This window comes from Gallintestinimicrobium propionicum, from assembly GCF_025567525.1.
Classification (GTDB): Bacteria; Bacillota; Clostridia; order Lachnospirales; family Lachnospiraceae; genus Gallintestinimicrobium; species Gallintestinimicrobium propionicum.
In genome coordinates, this window is record NZ_JAOQJY010000007.1 from 112,002 (window position 1) to 132,245 (window position 20,244).

The 20,244-nt window shown below is 44.5% G+C and carries 14 protein-coding genes and 1 pseudogene; 14 read left to right on the forward strand and 1 reads right to left on the reverse strand.

Annotated features, from left to right (window positions below):
- Window positions 1–126 precede the first annotated feature (126 nt).
- A complete protein-coding gene (fba, locus tag OCV62_RS07280; RefSeq protein WP_117962120.1) occupies window positions 127–990 on the forward strand; it encodes a class II fructose-1,6-bisphosphate aldolase in 864 nt (287 codons plus the stop codon).
- A 623-nt stretch (window positions 991–1,613) separates the two neighbouring features.
- Window positions 1,614–3,239, forward strand: a complete 1,626-nt coding sequence (locus tag OCV62_RS07285) for a phospholipase D-like domain-containing protein (protein WP_330667288.1) — start codon at window positions 1,614–1,616, stop codon at window positions 3,237–3,239.
- A 308-nt stretch (window positions 3,240–3,547) separates the two neighbouring features.
- On the opposite strand, the gene OCV62_RS07290 is transcribed toward OCV62_RS07285, so the two are convergent.
- Complete coding sequence (locus OCV62_RS07290) at window positions 3,548–4,081, reverse strand: peptidylprolyl isomerase (RefSeq protein WP_117962195.1); 534 nt, start codon at window positions 4,079–4,081, stop codon at window positions 3,548–3,550.
- Window positions 4,082–4,174: 93 nt separating this feature from the next.
- Here OCV62_RS07290 and OCV62_RS07295 point away from each other — a divergent pair, with 93 nt between their 5' ends.
- The 12 genes and pseudogenes from OCV62_RS07295 to OCV62_RS07355 all read left to right on the forward strand — a co-directional run bounded on the left by OCV62_RS07295 (window position 4,175) and on the right by OCV62_RS07355 (window position 20,239).
- Entirely contained in the window at window positions 4,175–4,906 is a 732-nt protein-coding gene (locus OCV62_RS07295; protein WP_262585763.1) for a GNAT family N-acetyltransferase, read from the forward strand.
- Window positions 4,907–4,978: 72 nt separating this feature from the next.
- Entirely contained in the window at window positions 4,979–6,931 is a 1,953-nt protein-coding gene (locus tag OCV62_RS07300; protein ID WP_021914476.1) for an SUV3 family DEAD/DEAH box RNA helicase, read from the forward strand.
- 169 nt (window positions 6,932–7,100) lie between these two features.
- Window positions 7,101–7,727, forward strand: a complete 627-nt coding sequence (locus OCV62_RS07305) for a 50S ribosomal protein L25 (protein ID WP_262585764.1) — start codon at window positions 7,101–7,103, stop codon at window positions 7,725–7,727.
- 410 nt (window positions 7,728–8,137) lie between these two features.
- The gene (locus tag OCV62_RS07310; protein ID WP_262585786.1) at window positions 8,138–9,130 is read left to right on the forward strand and encodes a WYL domain-containing protein; all 993 of its coding nucleotides are present in this window, start codon (window positions 8,138–8,140) and stop codon (window positions 9,128–9,130) included.
- A 424-nt stretch (window positions 9,131–9,554) separates the two neighbouring features.
- Window positions 9,555–9,788: pseudogene (locus OCV62_RS07315) on the forward strand (response regulator); the annotation flags it as partial.
- A gap of 44 nt (window positions 9,789–9,832) precedes the next feature.
- Entirely contained in the window at window positions 9,833–10,648 is an 816-nt protein-coding gene (locus OCV62_RS07320) for a substrate-binding periplasmic protein (RefSeq protein WP_262585765.1), read from the forward strand.
- Entirely contained in the window at window positions 10,632–12,800 is a 2,169-nt protein-coding gene (locus OCV62_RS07325; protein ID WP_262585767.1) for an ATP-binding protein, read from the forward strand. The genes OCV62_RS07320 and OCV62_RS07325 overlap by 17 nt, the downstream gene beginning before the upstream one ends.
- A 47-nt stretch (window positions 12,801–12,847) precedes the next feature.
- Window positions 12,848–14,698, forward strand: coding sequence for an ABC transporter substrate-binding protein (locus OCV62_RS07330; protein ID WP_262585768.1), 1,851 nt, complete (start codon window positions 12,848–12,850; stop codon window positions 14,696–14,698).
- A gap of 102 nt (window positions 14,699–14,800) precedes the next feature.
- On the forward strand, window positions 14,801–17,749 hold the full coding sequence (locus OCV62_RS07335; RefSeq protein WP_262585769.1) for a hybrid sensor histidine kinase/response regulator: 2,949 nt from the start codon (window positions 14,801–14,803) through the stop codon (window positions 17,747–17,749).
- A 77-nt stretch (window positions 17,750–17,826) separates the two neighbouring features.
- The gene (locus OCV62_RS07340; protein WP_416822287.1) at window positions 17,827–18,021 is read left to right on the forward strand and encodes a transposase; all 195 of its coding nucleotides are present in this window, start codon (window positions 17,827–17,829) and stop codon (window positions 18,019–18,021) included.
- A 422-nt stretch (window positions 18,022–18,443) separates the two neighbouring features.
- The gene (locus OCV62_RS07345; RefSeq protein WP_262585790.1) at window positions 18,444–18,638 is read left to right on the forward strand and encodes a hypothetical protein; all 195 of its coding nucleotides are present in this window, start codon (window positions 18,444–18,446) and stop codon (window positions 18,636–18,638) included.
- 161 nt (window positions 18,639–18,799) lie between these two features.
- Window positions 18,800–20,239, forward strand: coding sequence for an ATP-binding protein (locus tag OCV62_RS07355; protein WP_334308289.1), 1,440 nt, complete (start codon window positions 18,800–18,802; stop codon window positions 20,237–20,239).
- Window positions 20,240–20,244: the final 5 nt, after the last annotated feature.

A 20,244-nucleotide genomic window follows, 5' to 3' on the forward strand; every position in this document is an offset into this window, starting at 1 on the left:
GTACTGATTTAGTGGAAAAAGTGGAAAAAGAGGAAAAAAATGCGTATGCCGTATTTCTTTTTTGAAAAAGATAGGGTATAATAGCATCGGTTAGATAATAATTTTATTTCTATGGAGGTAAATAAGATGTTAGTATCTGCTACAGAAATGCTGAACAAAGCAAAAGCTGGCCATTATGCAGTTGGTCAGTTCAACATCAACAACCTGGAATGGACAAAGGCTATCCTGCAGACCGCTCAGGAGCTGAACTCCCCTGTAATCCTTGGTGTATCCGAGGGCGCAGGCAAGTATATGACCGGCTACAAGACCGTTGTAGGCATGGTTAACGGTATGCTCGAGGAATTGAACATCACCGTTCCCGTTGCTCTGCATCTGGATCACGGCTCATACGACGGCTGCTACAAGTGTCTGGAAGCTGGCTTCTCTTCCATCATGTTCGATGGCTCTCATTACCCGATCGACGAGAACGTTGAAAAGACCACTGAGCTGGTTAAGGCTGCTCATGAAAAGGGCGTTTCCATCGAAGCTGAGGTTGGTGCAATCGGCGGCGAAGAAGACGGCGTTGTAGGTATGGGCGAATGCGCAGATCCCAACGAGTGCAAGAGAATCGCTGATCTGGGCGTAGACTTCCTGGCAGCTGGTATCGGCAATATCCACGGCAAATATCCTGCAAACTGGAAGGGTCTGTCCTTTGAAACTCTGGATGCTATCCAGCAGCTGACTGGTGAGCTTCCTCTGGTTCTTCACGGCGGCACAGGTATCCCGGCTGACATGATCAAGAAAGCAATCTCCCTTGGCGTTGCTAAGATCAATGTTAACACCGAGTGCCAGCTTGCATTTGCTGCAGCTACCAGAAAGTACATCGAAGAAGGCAAAGACGAGCAGGGCAAGGGTTATGACCCTCGTAAGCTGCTGGCTCCTGGCTTCGAAGCGATCAAGGCTACTGTAAAAGAAAAAATGGAACTGTTCGGTTCTGTAGACAAGGCTTGAGCATCAGCCGAGTAACAGATCATTCAAACAGATCAATCAGGACGGTCGGAATCTTCCGACCGTCCTTTTTTATCGTATAGGAAACTGCGTTTCCATACGATAAAAATGCTCCGCGAGGACACATAAGCGGCGTTCATTTTTTATTCATATTTCTTTAACGGAATGTTTTTCTGCCCATCACGGTTTCGTCACTTTCCGTTTCTATACTAAAACCATAAGATACAGCAAGCCAATCAATGACAGTAACACAACTTTTCAAATAGCTTTTTCATAATAAATGCCAGGCGACATCGGGTTGCCTGGCATCCTCCCTTTTCTGGGGTATTTTTCACAAATAAGTGTTGGAGCAGAACAGATATCAACAGGTTCCAGGGTTAAAAGCTTTGTCGTGCGAGCTCGACCGGCTTTTGAGCTTTGGCATTTCAGCATATATCAATGAAGCACTCATGCATGTCGCATTCCGCAACCCTTCGGAATACGCGGGGGGACTTGTGTAAATCGCGGCTTGAACTGGCGGTACACTCATGTTAAGATAGCGGAAGAAGCTTTTGCAGCGGATGGCGGAAAGCGTTCGGAGCGTGGCAGTTTGACAGAAAAGGGATGGAAAGGAACGGGTAGACAAAATGAAGATGCGTGCAGAACAAAAGACAGCGGTAAAAAACAGCATCGGAAGGCTTGCGTTCGTTGCGCTGTCGGTGCTGTTACAGGTTATATGGATTTGTGTACAGGCGATGAAATTAAACCGGTATTCGACTTGGATTTCGGTTGCGACAAGCGTGCTTACACTGGTTGTCGTGATTCTGCTCTATGGCCGCAGGACAAATGCAGCGTTTAAAATGCCCTGGATTATCCTGATTCTGGCGTTTCCGGTGTTGGGCCTTGGCATGTATTTGTTGTTTGGACGCAAAGAAGCAACGCGGCTGGTGCGGGAGCGCTTTGAGCGGATTGATCAGAGTCTGGACGGGCTGCTGATGCAGGACGAAGCGGTTCGGACAAAGCTGCAGCAGACGGACCGGATGGCGGCGAACGAAGCAGCGTATATCTGGAACTATGGGAAATATCCGATTTATCAGAATACGGATGTCGTTTTTTATAAAGAAGCGTCGGAGGGGATTGAAGCTCAGAAGCAGGCACTGAACCAGGCGAAGCAATTTATTTTTATGGAATACCATGCGATTGAGGATAAGCAGTCGTTTGGGGAGTTAAAAGAAATTCTTGCACGGAAAGCGAAAGAAGGCGTGGAGGTTCGTCTCTTTTATGACGATATCGGAAGCATCGGATTTATCAATACGGATTTCATTCAGCGAATGGAAGCGGAAGGCATTCAGTGTCGCGTGTTTAACCGTCTGATGCCGGTTTTAAACGTTTTTATGAATAACCGCGATCATAGAAAGATTACCGTAATCGATGGGAAAATCGGTTTTACGGGCGGATATAATCTGGCGGACGAATATTTTAACATCACGCATCCATATGGTTACTGGAAGGATACCGGCGTCCGGCTGGAAGGGGATGCAGTGCGCAGCCTGACTGTGATGTTTCTGGAAATGTGGAATGCGATTAAAGGTACGGATACAGACTATACACCGTATTTTCTGCAGGATGGTGCGCAGCCGCATGAGGCGGGTTTGGCGGGCAGCGTGGCGGATAGGGACGTTGGTGCTGCGCAGTCGGATGCGAATATTGCGGCGGACAGTGCCTCCGGCTTCGTTCAGCCGTATGCAGACAGCCCGCTGGACGGCGAACCGGTGGGAGAAAATGTGTACATGGGCGTTGTAAAGGCGGCTTCCGAATATGTTTATTTCACAACGCCGTATTTGATTATCAGCGATGAGATGAGCAGGGAGCTGTGCCTGGCAGCGAAGCGCGGTGTGGATGTGCGGATTGTTACGCCGGGCATCCCGGACAAAAAGCTCGTCTATCGGGTAACGCGCTCCTATTATGCACAGCTGGCGTCGGCGGGTGTGCGGATTTTTGAGTATACACCGGGCTTTCTCCACGCAAAGCAGTGCGTCAGCGACGATGTGACAGCGACGGTCGGCACGATCAACCTGGATTACAGAAGTCTGTATTTCCATTTTGAAAATGGCGTTTTTCTGCATCGGTGTGAGGCTGTGCGGAAGGTACGAGAGGATTTTGAAGATATTTTCCCGGTGTGCAGGGAAGTAACAGAGCAGTATGCGAAGAAGCAGTCGGCGGCGATGAAGTTTGGACAGTGCGTGCTGCGTCTGATTGCACCGCTGCTGTAATTGTAATAAAAAAGAATGTGCCTTGGCACATTCTCGCGCCGAGGCGCGGTTGCCTCGGCAACCATATACCCTTGCGCCGAGTGCGCATCCTCGCGGAGCATTTTTATCGTATGGAAACGAAGTTTCCTATACGATAATAAAGAGTGCCTTGGCACATTCTCGCGCCGAGGCGCGGTTGCCTCGGCAACCATATACCCTTGCGCCGAGTGCGCATCCTCGCGGAGCATTTTTATCGTATGGAAACGAAGTTTCCTATACGATAAAAAACGGCGTGCCAGAAAAGGGCACGCCGTAACCTGCTAAAGGTCTTATCTTTCTTTGAGTTTGTTCGGTTCCGGGTAATCTACGCCGAAGGTATCGACGGTCATGGTTTTGATTCTCTGATCCTGCAGCGGACGGTCTGCGTAGTTTGTAGCAGTTTTGGCAATTGCATTGACAGTTTCCATGCCTTCAATGATTTTACCAAATGCAGCGTACTCACCGTCCAGATGGGGAGAGGTCTTATGCATGATGAAAAACTGGCTGCCTGCGGAGTCCGGGATCATGGTACGTGCCATGGAAAGAACGCCTTCAGTATGTTTTAAGTCGTTTTGGAAGCCGTTGGACTTGAACTCGCCTTTGATGCAGTAGCCGGGGCCGCCGCAGCCGGTTCCTTCCGGATCACCGCCCTGAATCATGAAGTTCTGGATAACGCGGTGGAAAATAACGCCGTCATAGAAATGTTTCTTGATCAGGCTGATGAAGTTGTTGACGGATTCGGGAGCAATATCAGGATAAAGCTCCGCTTTCATGATGCTGCCGTCTTCCATGGTGATAGTTACGATAGGATTTTTCTGTGCCATCATAAATACCCGCAGCCCGGTAATTCGGGCTGTTGTTTCCTTTCTGTTTATGCTGGTATCTATTGTAATGGAAAAGTTTTGGGAAGTAAAGAGATGATCAAAAAATGGACCGATCGGGATGCCGTCGTCTGGCTGTCAGATGAAAAAAAAGAGATCGAGCGCCTGAAAGCTGCCGGGCAGTGCTGTGTGTATGTGATAACAGAGCAGAACCGGGATAAAGCTTCGCCGAAGACGCGGTGGTGCCTGGAGCTGGATAGTGGGCAGGACGACCTGGATGCACAGTGGCTCTACCGCGTGTGGCAGCGGCACGAAGGGATTGCGTGGGAAATTGCACGGACAAAACGTTTGATACTGCGGGAAATGACGGAGGCAGATCTGGACGCATTATATGAAATACAGTCGGGAGAAGACGATTCGCCGTTTCTGGAACCGCTGTTTGAGGACCGGGACAGGCAGCTTGCGCAGATTCGGGATGAAATCCGGTACCAGTACGGATTTTATGAATTTGGTATCTGGATAGTCGAGCTGGCAGAAAGCCATACCGTAATCGGCCGCGCCGGACTGCAGCTTAGAGACGGTTATGGAGAGCCGGAGCTTGGTTTCGTAATTGCGCCTGCGTACCGCGGACATGGTTATGCGCGGGAAGCGTGTGAAGCCGTGCTGCAGGTTGCCAGGGAAGAGCTGTTTTTTGAGACAATCCGGGCAGTTGTGCACCGGGACAATGAAAAATCCCTCAGGTTGTGCAAAAAGCTTGGTTTTATAGTGGATAACAAGGCGGAAAAAGATGAGAACCCGTGGATATTTTTGAGAAAAAGTTTAAAATAGAGACAATCTGTAGCGAACGGACGATGCAGAGGATCAGACGGCGGATGGCAGTCCAAAGGAAAGAGGAACATCATGATACAGAAAGAGAAGCTGGTGCAGTTTTACTTCTCCCAGTATAGAGACAGCGCGATGGCGCTGAAAAAGAAAAACAATGACGGAAAAAAGACGTATGAGCAGCGGATCGGGCGTCTGATTACAGAAATGCAGCGCACGAAAACCGGAAAGCTGACGCAGCCGCATCTGGAGGAATATCACAGACAGATCCGGAATATGGCGTATTATGCGTTAAAACAGAAAAATCAGTATGCAATCATGCAGATCAGAGATATTCTAATGCCGGAGCTGGTGCGGCTGGATATCGGTACGCTGCGGGAAGAAGAGCAGGAGCTGGTGACGAGCCGGCTGCTGGAATATTTAAGAACCGAGCGTCCGGGCGAAATCTGCCAGCATCCGATGCGCAGCATTCTGAAAAATTTTGCAGAAAACGGAATCCGTTCCCAGATCATTGATATGGTTCCGACGCGGCCGGAAATGGAATTCCCGCGCGCGCTGGAAATGAAGCGGCATTTCATTTTGCATGTAGGACCGACAAATTGCGGTAAAACCTATCAGGCGCTGCAGCGTCTGCGCACGGCGTACAAGGGCATTTATTTGGGCCCGCTGCGTCTGCTGGCGCTGGAGGTTTACGAAAAGATGCGGGAATCTGGTGTCCCCTGTACGATGCTGACGGGCGAAGAGCGGATTTATGAGGAAAACAGCAGAGTGATTTCCTCGACGGTGGAAATGCTTGACATCGATCAGGTTTATGATGTGGCAGTCATCGATGAGGCGCAGATGATCGCAGATTCCGACCGCGGACATTCCTGGACACGTGGGATTCTCGGCATTCAGTGCCCGGAAATCCATATCTGTATGAGCCCCGCGGCACAGAAGGTGGTGACACATCTTATTGAGCTGTGCGGTGATACCTTTGAAATCCGCAGTTATGAGCGGAAAACCGCGCTGGTCTGCGAAGAAGAGCCGTTTGATTTTCCGGATGATGTAAGAGCAGGAGACGCACTGATCGTCTTTACCAAGCGGGCAGTACTGGATATTGCCGGAAGACTGGAACGACAGGGGATTCGGACGAGTGTGATCTACGGCAGTCTGCCGCCGGAAATCCGCAGACGCCAGATCCGGATGTTTTCAGCCGGGGAGACACGAGTGGTCGTTTCCACAGATGCGATTGGAATGGGACTCAATTTACCTGTGCGGCGGATCGTTTTTGTGCAAACAGAGAAGTTTGACGGAAAAGAAACAAGACCGCTGAAAACAGAGGAAATCCGGCAGATCGCCGGGCGCGCGGGACGGTTCGGGCTTTATGATACGGGCTATATCAATGCGGTCGGCAAGGAAGCGCTTTCCTATATCCGGGAACACGCGGCGATGCAGGAGGACGAAGTAGAGCATGTGACACTCGGCTTTCCTCAAGTGCTTCTGGATATGGCGGAGCCTCTGGATACCGTGCTGAAAATCTGGAAATCGGTGGAGACACCTGCTCCCTTTGAAAAGATCAGTATCGAGGAAATGCTTTTTCTGTACGAAAAAGCATATAAAGAACGCAAGGAGATCGACGGCTTCGAGGACAAGCATCTGCTGTACCGTATGCTGACCTGTTCGATCGATATTAAAAATCGAGATATCGTTGCATTGTGGTTGTATTACTGCAAAACCTACACGGCGGATGTGGCGCTGCACTTCCCGGCACTGATGATGTGCACGGATGCGGGGCTGGTGCGCTATGAGACATTTTATAAGATGCTGGATCTGTATTATCAGTTTTCGACGAGACTGGGGAAAAATATCGACGCCGACCGGCTGGTGCGGGAGCGGGAAAAGACCGAAGAGACGATAATGCGTTATCTGGCGAAGAATAAAAAGGATTATATCGGAAAATGTCGCTACTGCGGCGCGCCGCTGCCGGTTGGAAGCACATTTATGGTGTGTGACAGATGCTACCGGGAGACGAGGCGCCGCCGGGGATAGTACAGCGTGGGGCAGACTTGCCTGAGAATTCACTGATTTTTCACAATTTTCTACTTGCCATATATGCAATGGGTGTTATAATGCATTTGTAACAAAGAAGTGGATACTTAACCAGACCCGCATAGATGACCAGGTTCGCTAAGCATTCAGATTTTGGAGGAAAAGATAAATGACTACTTTAAAAGCTGAAACAAGAGACAAGAACGTAAAAGCAAAGAGACTCAGAAGAGAAGGTTATGTAACTGGTAACGTATTTGGCAGAGAAATTACAGGTTCCATTCCGGTTAAGATCGGACAGAGAGAAGTGGAGCGCCTGTTAAAAACCAGCAATAAAGGCAGCCAGCTGATGCTGGAAGTAGATGGCAAGACCTACGACGTGCTGATCAAGGAAATTGATTATGATGCCATGAAGAATCAGGTAACGGAGATTGATTTTCAGGCACTGGTAAGCAACGAAAAGGTACATTCCGTAGCAGAAGTAGTTTTGCTGAATCATGAGAAAGTGCTGGATGGAATCCTGCAGCAGAAGCTGGAAGAGATTTCCTACAAGGCATTGCCTGCAGCACTGGTAGACAGAGTAGAGATCGACGTAGAGTCGATGAAGATTGGTGATGCAGTTCTGGTAAAGGATCTTGCGATCGCATCCAATCCGGATATTGACCTGATGACAGATCCGGAAGCAGTTGTTGTCACGGTTACAAGAGCCCACAATGCTCCTGAAGAAGAAACAGAGGAAACAGATGCAGATGCAGCAGCAGATACCAAAAAGGATGCTGCAAAGAAAGAAGAAAAGTAATACAGATAAGCTGTAAAAGAAAAAAGGGCGTCTCCTTAGTGGAGACGTCCTTTTTTCTCTATATGATAAAAACTTTTTACATGATATAATGAGCACACAAGAAAAACAAACGACGCCGAAGGCGGCATTTGTTTTTCTTGTGCCATTAGAGAACGAGCAGCCTGCGTAGCAGGCGATAAAGCGCGTCAGCACGGGCTCGTGATGTAATGAGCGCAAGAGAGCGGGAACAGGCGAAGCCTGCTCATCGCGAACGGCGAATGCTGATCATGAACTTTAGGATCGTGGGAGTGCGCAGCACGGAATAATTCGTAGACATCAAGGTCACATCATCCTGTAAGAGAAGTTTTTTGTTTTATTCATGACAATAGAATGTTCGCGGAGCGTGCATTCTATTGTTGGGGGGATACAATATGCCTAAATCATCAAATCAGAAATTGAAGCTGATATACCTTATGAAAATTTTACTGGAACGGACGGATGAAACGCACAGTATTACCATGCCGGAGATTATTGATGCGCTGGCAGCTTATGATATCAGTGCGGAACGCAAAAGCTTATATAATGATATTGAAAACTTAAGAGTGTATGGTCTGGACGTTATAGGAACCCAGGAAGATCGAACGTATTCATACCATATAGGGAACAGGCAGTTTGAGCTTGCAGAATTAAAATTATTGGTGGATTCTGTGCAGTCAGCGAAATTTATCACGGCCAAGAAGTCAAATGAGCTTATAAAAAAGATAGAGGGGTTTGCCAGTAAATACGAAGCATCACAGCTGCAAAGACAGGTATTTGTAGCCGGTCGTGTAAAGACGATGAATGAAAGCATTTATTACAATGTTGACAGGATACATGCTGCAATAGCGGAAAATTCGAGGATAACATTCCAGTATTTTCAATGGAATGTGGATAAGAAGATGGAACTGCGCCATGATGGAGCGCTTTATGAGGTCAGCCCCTGGTCCTTATCCTGGGATGATGAAAACTATTACCTAATTGCGTATGACAGTAATGAAAAGATCATCAAACATTTTCGTGTAGATAAAATGCTTCATATCAAGTCCAATGGAAAAGGAAGAGAGGGAAGGCAGGTATTTAAGTCTTTTGATATGGCTGCATATGCCAGAAAAATGTTTGGCATGTATGGAGGCAAAGAAGAATGGGTAAGAATTGAGTGTGACAATTCATTTGCAGGGGTAATGATAGACCGTTTTGGAAAAGAGGTATCTATGATCAGATTGGATGACAAACGCTTCGCAGTTAATGTGGAGGTAGCAGTCAGCAGGCAGTTCTTGGCATGGATCATAGGTCTCGGAGAGGGAGTAAAACTTGTCGGACCGGATAATGTGGTGGAAATGATGAATGCGGAAATTGACAGATTGATAAAACAATACAAGAAATAAGAACATAAATTCGATATACAAGGTGTGTTTATGGGACACCTTAGTTTTTATAATAAGAATCAGATAAGAGATAAACTCTTACTGGTTCTTATTTTTGCAGCAGGCGAGGTGATAGAGTGGCAAGGTTATGGTATTGGATCAGAAAGAGAATATACATATAGTAGAAGATTTGGTTGGATGAAAAAAAATCAATCGTAAATTTTTACGATTGATTTTTTATAAAAGAAATCCGGACAGTGGTGAGCAGGAAACCGTGATGTCAATGCTGCTTGGACCTCGAAAGCAGGAGAACAGTTCGATGTAGATATCGGCTGTTCTTTTTGCTTTTAGGCGTTAAAACGGTAATGTTTTCTTGTGTGCAGTAGAGCACTATAGTATAATAAAATCAGGTTTTTGTATACATGTAAAAGCTATAATAAAGAAATATGATCTGATCTTCATGGATATTCAGATGCCTAAAATGGATGGTTATATGATAACCAGGGAAATTCGTACTCTGAAGAATAATAAGAAAGCCAATATTCCAATCGTTGCCATGACCGCAAATGCATTTGAGGAAGACAGGAAAAAGGCTTTTGATGCAGGTATGGATGGACATATTGCAAAACCGATTGATATTGAGAAGCTGAGAGCGGCGATTTTACGAATGGGGTTCTGAATAGTTATGAAAAATGAAAATATAGAAGCAGGAATGGAAGGAAAATGAAAGGAAAACGAGTGATTGCAGGCATTCTGCTTGTGGGAATTTTAACAGTTACCCTGGCAGGGTGTAAACATACAGATGTGAGTAAAACAGAAACAGAAAAGCCGGTCATCACGCTGGGGAGCGACAACTATCCACCATATAATTATCTGAATGAGGATGGTGTACCGACGGGGATTGATGTAGAACTGGCTACGGAAGCATTCAAAAGAATGGGATATCAGGTGGACGTTGTCCAGATCAACTGGGAGAAGAAAAAGGAACTGGTAGAGAGCGGAGAGATTGACTGTATTATGGGCTGTTTTTCCATGGAAGGGCGCCTTGACGATTACCGCTGGGCAGGACCATACATAGCAAGCCGTCAGGTGGTCGCTGTAAATGAGAACAGTGATATTTATAAATTGAGTGATCTGGAAGGAAAAAACCTTGCAGTCCAGTCCACAACCAAACCGGAAGGCATCTTTCTGAACCGGACAGATGAAAGAATCCCAAAACTGGAAAATCTGATTAGTCTTGCACACTGGGAGTTGATCTATACCTTTCTGGGGAAAGGATATGTAGACGCGGTTGCCGCACATGAGGAATCGATTGTCCAGTATATGGGGGATTATAACACAAGCTTCCGCATCCTGGAAGAACCGCTGATGATCACCGGAATAGGTGTTGCTTTCGCAAAAGAGGATGACAGAGGAATCTGTGAGCAGATGGATCAGACACTGGAAGAAATGCGTCAGGATGGCACATCCCTGAAAATCATCGGAAAATATCTGGATGATCCGGAAAAGTATCTGGAGGTGGATGATCTTGGATATTAAGAAAATGAAAAAAGAAAAACGAATCCATCTGCTCGGTGGTCTGATTGGAATTTGTGTAGCTGTAGTCGCTCTGTTTTATTTTTTCCATGTAGAAAAGGCGGAAGCAGAAGAAAGAATGGTGGAGATTATAAACTATGTAAAAGTGCAGTGTTCCACCTACACCCATTATAATGAATCTTCGGAATCCAAAAGTCTTCTTCGTGCCATTGAAAGTGCCAGACAGATGAGTACAAATATCGACATGGAAATTGAAAACGGTGGTCAGCTAAGGCGGGAGTTCCTGAAAGAAAACCTGAAAACTCTCTGGGTGGATGGCATCCTTGTGCTGGATACAGAGGGAAAGACGGACTGTGAATACAGCACGGATGAATCTCTGACCAATGAGATTACGGCGTATTTGCAAAAAGACATTATCATGGATTTTGCCGGATATGAAGAAAGAAGCTATTCGGAACGGTTTACCAGGGAAGACGGATCTCGTATTGACATTGCAGCCTGTGCCAGAAAAGATGAGCCAGGTATCGTTGCGATTTATTATTACACCTCTCTTGAATTTACCAGAAATTATACTCTGACAATACAGGGGCTTTTAAAGGGGTATAGTACTCAGAAAGATGGAACGATTATAGTTGCAGACAACGGAATAGTGGTTGCCAGCAATGATGAGAGCTTGTTGGGACAGAATACGGCTGACAACGAAGTTGTTCAGGCAATGAAGAGGCATACAGATAGTCAGCACATTTACCATTTGAAGAATGAAGGAATCGGATGCTACGGAATCATGCTGAAGCAGAGGGATTATTATATCTATGCGTATCTGCCGGATACGGAAGTATTCCATAACCTTCCATTCGGTGTGATAAGCGTTATTTTCTTTTATTTCCTGATGTTCAGTATATTTTGGTTCTGGACATACAGAACCAATCTGGCACACCGGAAACAGGAACAGGAAAAAGACGAAAAATATAAGGCAGAACTTCTGATAGCTGCAAAAAAGGCAGAGGCTGCCAATGAGGCAAAAACAGAGTTTCTCCAGCGGATGAGCCATGATATCCGGACTCCGATCAATGGAATTCGAGGCCTGGTCAATATGGCAGACCATTATGCAGATGATATGGAGAGGCAGACGGAATATAGGACAAAGGTGAAAGAGGCATCGAATCTGTTGCTGGAACTGGTAAATGATGTCCTGGATATGAGTAAGCTGGAGTCAGGTGAAATTGTTCTGGAAGAGATTCCATTTAATCTGAGCAGTATTTCCAGGGAAGTATTTGTTGTGATCGAGCAGATGGCGGCAGAACAGAATATCCGGGTTGCGTGGGAGAAAAAAGAAATCACACACCGTGATTTTATTGGAAGTCCGGGATATGTGAAACGGGTGATGATGAATATTCTGTCGAATGCGGTGAAATATAACAAAGAAAACGGACAGATCTATGTCAGCTGCGTGGAAATCCCGTCCGAACAGCCGGAAATGACGACAATGGAATTTGTCTGCCGGGATACCGGAATCGGAATGGCTGAGGAGTTCCAGAAGCATATTTTTGAACCATTTGCACAGGAACATACGGGAAGTCGCGCAAAGTTTGCCGGAACCGGACTGGGAATGGCTATTTCAAAGAAGCTGGTCGAGGAAATGGGCGGAACCATTACTTTTGAAAGTAAAAAAGGCGTAGGGACGACATTTGTGATCCGGGTTCCATTTAAAATAGATCTGGATGCGGATAAACGTGAAGAATCGAAGGATGTATCCGAAAAATCTATAAAGGGGATGCATGTTCTTCTGGCAGAAGACAATGAGCTGAATATGGAAATCGCTGAATTTTTGCTTCAGAATGAAGGTGCTGAAGTGACCAAAGCATGGAATGGTCAGGAAATTGTTGAGCTATTCAGAAAAAGTGAATCAGGTGAATTTGATGTCATTCTTATGGACATTATGATGCCGATCATAAATGGTTATGAAGCTGCAAAGAGGATCCGGTCTTTGGACAGAGAGGATGCAAAAAAAATACCAATCATTGCAATGACAGCAAATGCGTTTACGGAGGACAGAATAAGAGCAAAAGAAGCAGGGATGGATGAGCATGTTGCGAAGCCTATTGATGTGGAATTACTGATAAAAGTAATCCATAAATTGGTGAAACATAATTGACACTGTAAAATAGAAAAATACAAAGGAAACTCAGAGGAGAGCTCATAATGAAAAAGAAAAAATGGAGCAGAGTTTTGCCCGTGCTTCTGGTGATGGTGACAGTTATATCACTTTTGCCGGGCTGTGGCAGGAAGCGTGCAGAAAAAGAAGATGCAGAAACAATCACTGTGTATTTATGGAGCACAAACCTGTATGAAAAATATGCACCATACATCCAGAAACAGCTCCCGGATATCCAGGTTGAATTTGTTGTAGGCAATAATGATCTGGATTTTTACAGATTCCTTAAGGAAAACGATGGATTGCCGGATATTATAACCTGCTGTCGATTTTCCCTGCATGATGCAAGTCCCCTGAAAGACAGTCTGATGGATCTTTCTACAACCAATGCAGCAGGTGCTGTCTATGATACATACCTCAGCAATTTTATGAATGAGGATGGAAGCGTAAACTGGCTTCCCGTGTGTGCAGATGCCCATGGGTTTGTAGTGAACAAAGATCTTTTTGAAAAGTATGAGATTCCTCTGCCAACAGATTATGAAAGCTTTGTTTCTGCCTGCCAGGCATTTGATAAAGTGGGGATTCGTGGATTTACGGCAGACTATTATTATGATTATACCTGTATGGAAACACTGCAGGGTCTGTCAGCATCAGAGCTGTCTTCTGTAGACGGACGCAAGTGGCGTACCGCATACAGTGACCCGGATAATACAAAGAGAGAAGGCCTGGACAGTACCGTCTGGCCTGAGGCTTTTGAACGTATGGAGCAGTTCATCCAGGATACAGGGCTGAGCCGGGATGATCTGGATATGAATTATGATGATATCGTTGAGATGTATCAAAGTAACAAGCTTGCCATGTACTTTGGCAGTTCTGCTGGTGTAAAAATGTTTCAGGATCAGGGCATCAACACAACCTTTCTTCCATTCTTTCAGGAGAATGGTGAAAAGTGGATTATGACTACACCATATTTCCAGGTGGCTTTAAACCGCGATCTGACACAGGATGAGTCACGTCGAAAGAAAGCAATGAAGGTACTAAGCACAATGCTTTCAGAGGATGCGCAGAACCAGATTATCAGTGAGGGACAGGATCTGTTAAGCTACAGTCAGGATGTAGCTCTTCAGCTTACAGGATATATGAAAGATGTGAAACCTGTGATCGAAGAAAACCACATGTATATCCGCATTGCGTCAAATGACTTTTTCTCTGTTTCCAAGGATGTGGTTTCCAGGATGATCTCAGGAGAATACGATGCGGGGCAGGCCTATCAGTCGTTTAATGCTCAGCTTCTTGAGGAGAAATCCATTTCTGAGAAAGTAGTTTTGGATTCACAGAAGTCTTATTCCAACCGCTTTCATAGCAGGGAAGGAAATGCAGCATATTCTGTTATGGCAAATACTCTGCGCAGCATCTATGGGTCAGATGTGCTGATTGCAACCGGAAATAGCTTTACGGGAAACGTGCTGAAAGCCGGTTATACAGAAAAAATGGCAGGTGACATGATCATGCCAAATGATCTTTTGGCTTACAGCAGTAAGATGAGTGGTGCTGAACTGAAAGAGACAGTGAAAAGCTTTGTAGAAGGCTATGAGGGAGGCTTTATTCCGTTTAATCGTGGCTCTCTGCCAGTGGTCAGTGGAATTTCTGTGGAAATCAAGGAAACAGAGGATGGTTACACCTTGAGCAAGGTTACAAGGGACGGAAAACAAATTCAGGACGAGGATACTTTCACGATAACCTGTCTCGCGACATCAAAACACATGGAGGCTTATCCGGCAGATGAGAATATTGTGTTTGATGGAGGAGATACCACTGTGAAAGACACCTGGACAGGGTATGTTTCAGATGGTAATGCCATTCTAGCAGAGCCTGAAGATTACATGACGCTGAGGTGAGAAGATTGAAAGATAAAGTTTTTCAATCGTGAGATTTGTGTGTGCGCGCACTGACACAAACTCGACATGCGCAAAAAGCGTGCGCAGAAATGAGCGGAAAGAATGGATATTGAAAATCATAATACGGATAGAAAGAAGCCTGTCAGGAGAAAACAATTCATGGCAGTTGTCTGTATCGCTGTTTTGGTGGGAATTGTTTTGGGGGTTTTCCGATATTTTAGATTTGTGTCGAAAACTGTTTATGAGGAAAGTGTTTCTCATTTGACGGAGGTTTTTCATCAGTCTGATAACATGATGAGAGAACTGACAGATAAGAACCTGACATATCTTCATATATGGGGAGAGAATCTGCAGGATATTTTGAGCGAAGATGAAATTCGTGACTATATAAAGAAAGCACAGGAGGATACAGGATTTTTAGAGTTCTTTTTTCTGTCAGCTGACGGGGACTACAAGATGGCGACAGGGGAAACAGGGTACCTTGGATTACAGGAAAATATGGAAGAGGAAATCCGGCAGGGAAATGATGTGATAGCGAATGCAGCAGTTCCCGGAAAATCTCAGCTGCTTATTTTTGCCACGCCTAAGGCTCATGGAATTTATCAGGGATTTGAATATGATGCGATTGCTATTGCTTACGAAAACTCTGATATTGTAGACGTACTGGATATTTCTGCTTTCGATGGAAATGCCCAGAGCTTTATGATTCATCCGGATGGTCGTGTTGTGGTGGATCATTCTTCTGAGGCATGGGGGAACGTGTATAATTTTTTCGGAATTCTAAGAGAGCATTCTGATATGTCTGAAAAAGAGATCAATGCGCTTTTGGAGAAGTTTAAAGCAGGACGTACCGATGCGATGCTGCTAAATCTGGATGAAAGGAACTACTATCTGGTCTATGAAAAATCAGATATTCAGGACTGGATGTTTCTGGGACTTGTCCAGGCGGATATCGTCAATGCCAGCATGAACCGTCTGCAGCGTAGTACGATATTCTTTGTCAGTGCGATCGTGTTCTGCATAGCTGCACTTTTTATCAGTCTTATTATTCAAAAAAACAGGATAAATCTCAGAAGAAAGGATACGGAGATTCTGTATCGGGATGAGCTGTTTCAAAAGCTTTCCATGAACGTGGATGATGTCTTTCTGATGCTGGATGCAAAAACATATCAGGCAGATTACGTCAGTCCAAATGTGGAAAAGTTGTTGGGGATTACGGTAGAACAGATTCATAAGGATATTTGTATTCTGGGAAAACTGCATTCAGAGAAAAAGGAAGATCCGGAGAAAAATTATCTGGAGGAAATTCAGGTTCAGGAACAGAGAGAATGGGATTTTGAATATGTTCATCTGAAGACAGGGGAAAAACGCTGGTTCCATAATATTGCAATGGGCAGTGAGGTAAACGGGAAAAAGAAATATATCCTGGTTATGTCAGACCGTACCTCTGACCGGAAAATGAACCAGGCGCTTTCTGAGGCAGTACGTGCTGCGGAGACAGCAAACAAGGCAAAGAGTACATTCCTTTCCAATATGTCTCACGATATCCGGACACCAATGAATGCGATTATCGGTTTTACGACACTGGCTGTAAGTAATATTGATGACAAGAAAAGAGTTCGGGATTATCTGGGCAAGATCCTTTCCTCCAGCAACCATCTGCTCTCATTGATCAATGACATACTGGATATGAGCCGGATTGAGAGCGGAAAGATCCATCTGGAAGAAACAGAGGTCAGTCTGTCGGATGTGCTTCATGACCTGAAGACGATCATCAGTGGACAAATACATGCGAAGCAGCTGGAACTTTATATGGATGCCATGGATGTTACGAATGAGGATGTCTATTGTGATAAGACGCGGCTGAACCAGGTGCTGCTGAATCTTTTGTCCAATGCAGTGAAGTTTACGCCGGCGGGAGGAACCGTTTCTGTCCGGATCAGACAGTATCCGGGGACAGTAAAAGGCAGTGAATTGTACGAGATCCGGGTAAAGGATAACGGAATCGGCATGAGCCAGGAATTTGTACAGAAGATCTTTTCGCCCTTTGAGAGGGAACGTACTTCCACGGTCAGCAGGATCCAGGGTACAGGGCTTGGCATGGCCATTACCAAGAATATTGTGAATATGATGGGCGGTACCATTGAGGTTTTGACAGAACAGGGAAAAGGCACCGAATTTATTGTTCGTCTGCCATTTCGGATTCAGTCTGAGCACCAACGGATAGAGAAGATCGCAGAACTGGAAGGACTTAAAGCATTAGTTGTAGATGACGATTTTAATACCTGTGACAGCGTGACAAAAATGCTTGTGAAGGTTGGAATGCGTTCGGAATGGACACTTTCCGGAAAGGAAGCTGTTCTCCGCGCACGACAGTCTATGGAAATGGGAGATGCATTTCATGCTTATATCATCGACTGGCGTTTGCCGGATATGAATGGCATTGAAGTTACCCGCCAGATCCGCAGCCTTGGAGATGATACGCCGATCATAATTCTGACAGCTTATGACTGGTCAGATATCGAAGTGGAAGCCAGAGCAGCTGGAGTGACTGCATTCTGTGCAAAACCAATGTTCATGTCAGATATCAGAGATACCTTGATGACTGCTATCGGCCAGAAACAGGCAGAGGCAGAGACTGCAATCCTTCCGACAGCAGGTTCGGATTTCAGAGGCAGATACATACTGCTTGTGGAAGACAATGAACTGAACAGTGAAATTGCAGTGGAGATCCTCAATGAATATGGCTTCCTGGTTGACACTGCCGAAAATGGAGCAGAGGCAGTGGAAAAAGTTAAGAATTCAAAGCCAGGTAATTATGATCTGGTGCTGATGGATGTGCAGATGCCTGTAATGAATGGATATGAGGCCACGAAGCAGATCCGTGCTCTGGATAATCCGGCACTGGCGGGGATTACAATTCTTGCCATGACTGCCAATGCTTTTGATGAGGATAAAAAGAAAGCTCTGGAATGCGGTATGGACGGATTCTTATCCAAGCCAATCGTTATTGAGGAATTGATTAGCATTCTGCAGAAGAATCTGGATTAGAGGTCTGTGAAATCGTATATAGATAATGCCTGGCCGGACTTCATTTTCGATGGAGTCCGGCTTTCTATTTAAAAGAAATATCCCGATTTGCAAATGGATTAGAAAAGGATCTAGAAGCTGTGGAGAATTCTGTTGTCTGTGAACTTTCAAATGGTTTTGTTGAAGGAACAAATAGTAAATTAAAAATGGTAAAACGTACTATGTATGGAAGATGCAGCAAAGTACTTTTAGCGGCAAAAGTAATATATGTGAAGGCAAAACGATACGGATAATTGCGGAAGAACCAGAATCGCCCGGAATACTCAGGTTATGCCAGAAAGCAAAAATTTACAAAGGCTTACAAAGCCCGAAATACCAAGAAAAACTAAAAAATGCGAGGTTATGCAACAATGATAAAAGTTTTCTTTATTTGCCACGGCACTCTTTGAAAGCTTCGCCAAAAAGCCAGTAAAATCACGGACCGGAGGGCATAGGCGGTCAGAAAATACCCCGAAAATAACCCACGGTATTTTGTGCAGATATTACATGTAAATATAGATGATATTGGGGACGCAATATGATAGAAAAGCTGTAAGATTTTGGAAAGAGAAATCTTATGGCTTTTTTCTGTGAATAAATCGAATTGAAAAGAAAATGTTGATAGATTATAATTTTTATATCTTTATAGACGGAATATATTAGATGGAGGATGCAAATGTTTGATCAAGAAAAATTAGTAGCGGTTATTGCTGCTTATAAAGAATATTTTCCAAATCATTGGAAAGATGAAAAGTATAAGTGGAAGGCAATCCAGTCTTTCCAAGAGCACTGGAATATATCTGCCGAGAATCTGGAATGTTGTTATATGCAAAAACAGAGGAAGCAATCACGCCAGATTGCAGTTATGTAATGAGTGGAAATAAGATTAGTGTAAAAACATTGGATTTGAATAAAGAGTTTAAATTACTTGCAGCTCAGTTGGATAAGATTGCGGAGGAGTATTTTCAAAAGATGTAGTTGGACTTATATAATGAAAAGAGTTGGGAATATGTCTAATTTAGTAGAAAGTTGGTGAAAAGCTTGGATATAAAACAATTAATCGGTGAAGCAACTGAATATGACAAAAAGCTATCTTTGGAAGCGAAGAAACCAAAGAGTTGGTGTAAGAGCGTAAGTGCTTTTGCAAATACATTTGGTGGAGCATTAATCTTTGGAATAGCCGATAATGATGAAATTGTAGGACTTGAGAATCCGAATAGCGATGCTGAGAAAATAAGTGAAATCATTAAGACAAGGATGGATCCAATTCCAGAATTTCGTCTTCGATTTGAACAGGTCGAAGATGGAAAAGTATTAATTATACTGGATATCTTCAAAGGTGAAGAGACACCGTACTATTATTCGGGTGATGGTGTGCTGGAAGCATATGTTCGTGTTGGAAACGAGAGTGTGAAAGCAACATCAACGGAATTGAAAAGACTGGTATTGCGCGGTAGAAATACATCTTATGATTCACAGATTTCTACGTATAAGGTGGAAGATTTTGCTTTTTCCAAACTCCGGGAAAGATATAAAAAATGGACAGGAAATAGTTTTGATGAGAAAGATCTTATATCATTTGGGTTGGCAAATGAGCAAGGATATTTGACAAATGCCGGAGCCTTGGTTGCAGATGAAAGCCCTATTCGATGGTCAAGATTATTTTGTACCCGGTGGAATGGATTAAATAAAAGCGGTGGTACAATAGATGCATTTGACGATGCGGAATATTCTGGAAGTGTATTGTCATTAATTGATAATGGAGAAGCTTTTATTAAGAGAAATGCGAAATTAATGTGGAGAAAGACTGCTAATTCCAGAGAAGAAATGCCGGAATATGTAGAACGTAGTTATCATGAAGCATTGGTTAATGCATTGGCTCATAGAGATTATCTTGTGAATGGCAGTGAAGTGCATATTGATATTTACGATGATCGTATGGAAATTTATTCGCCGGGAGGCATGCCGGACGGTTCCATTATTCAGGACAGAGATCCGCTTACAGTTCCGTCAACGAGAAGAAACCCGGTTTTGGCAGATATATTTAATCGGCTGGGATATATGGAACGTAAAGGTAGTGGATTTGGAAAAATCATCGGCGGCTATGAATTTCAGATCAACTATGACGAAAGTAAAAAGCCGTCTTTTAGATCAGATCGGTACCAGTTTACAGTTGTGATGCCAAATTTGAATTACAATGTCCCTCAGGATGTCCCTCAGGATGTCCCTCAGGATGTCCCTCAGGATGTCCCTCAGGATGTCCCTCAGGATGTCCCTCAGAAAAAAGAGAGTAATCCGTTGGAAATTCAAATATTGAATATGATAAAAAAGGATAGTAAAATCAGTACAGAAAAAATGGCGATGACGTTAGGAATAAGTTCCAAGACTGTAAAACGTCACATCAAAGATATAGGTATTGTCCGATTTGTTGGTCGTGGTTCCAATGGACACTGGGAAATAATTGATGATTAGAAATA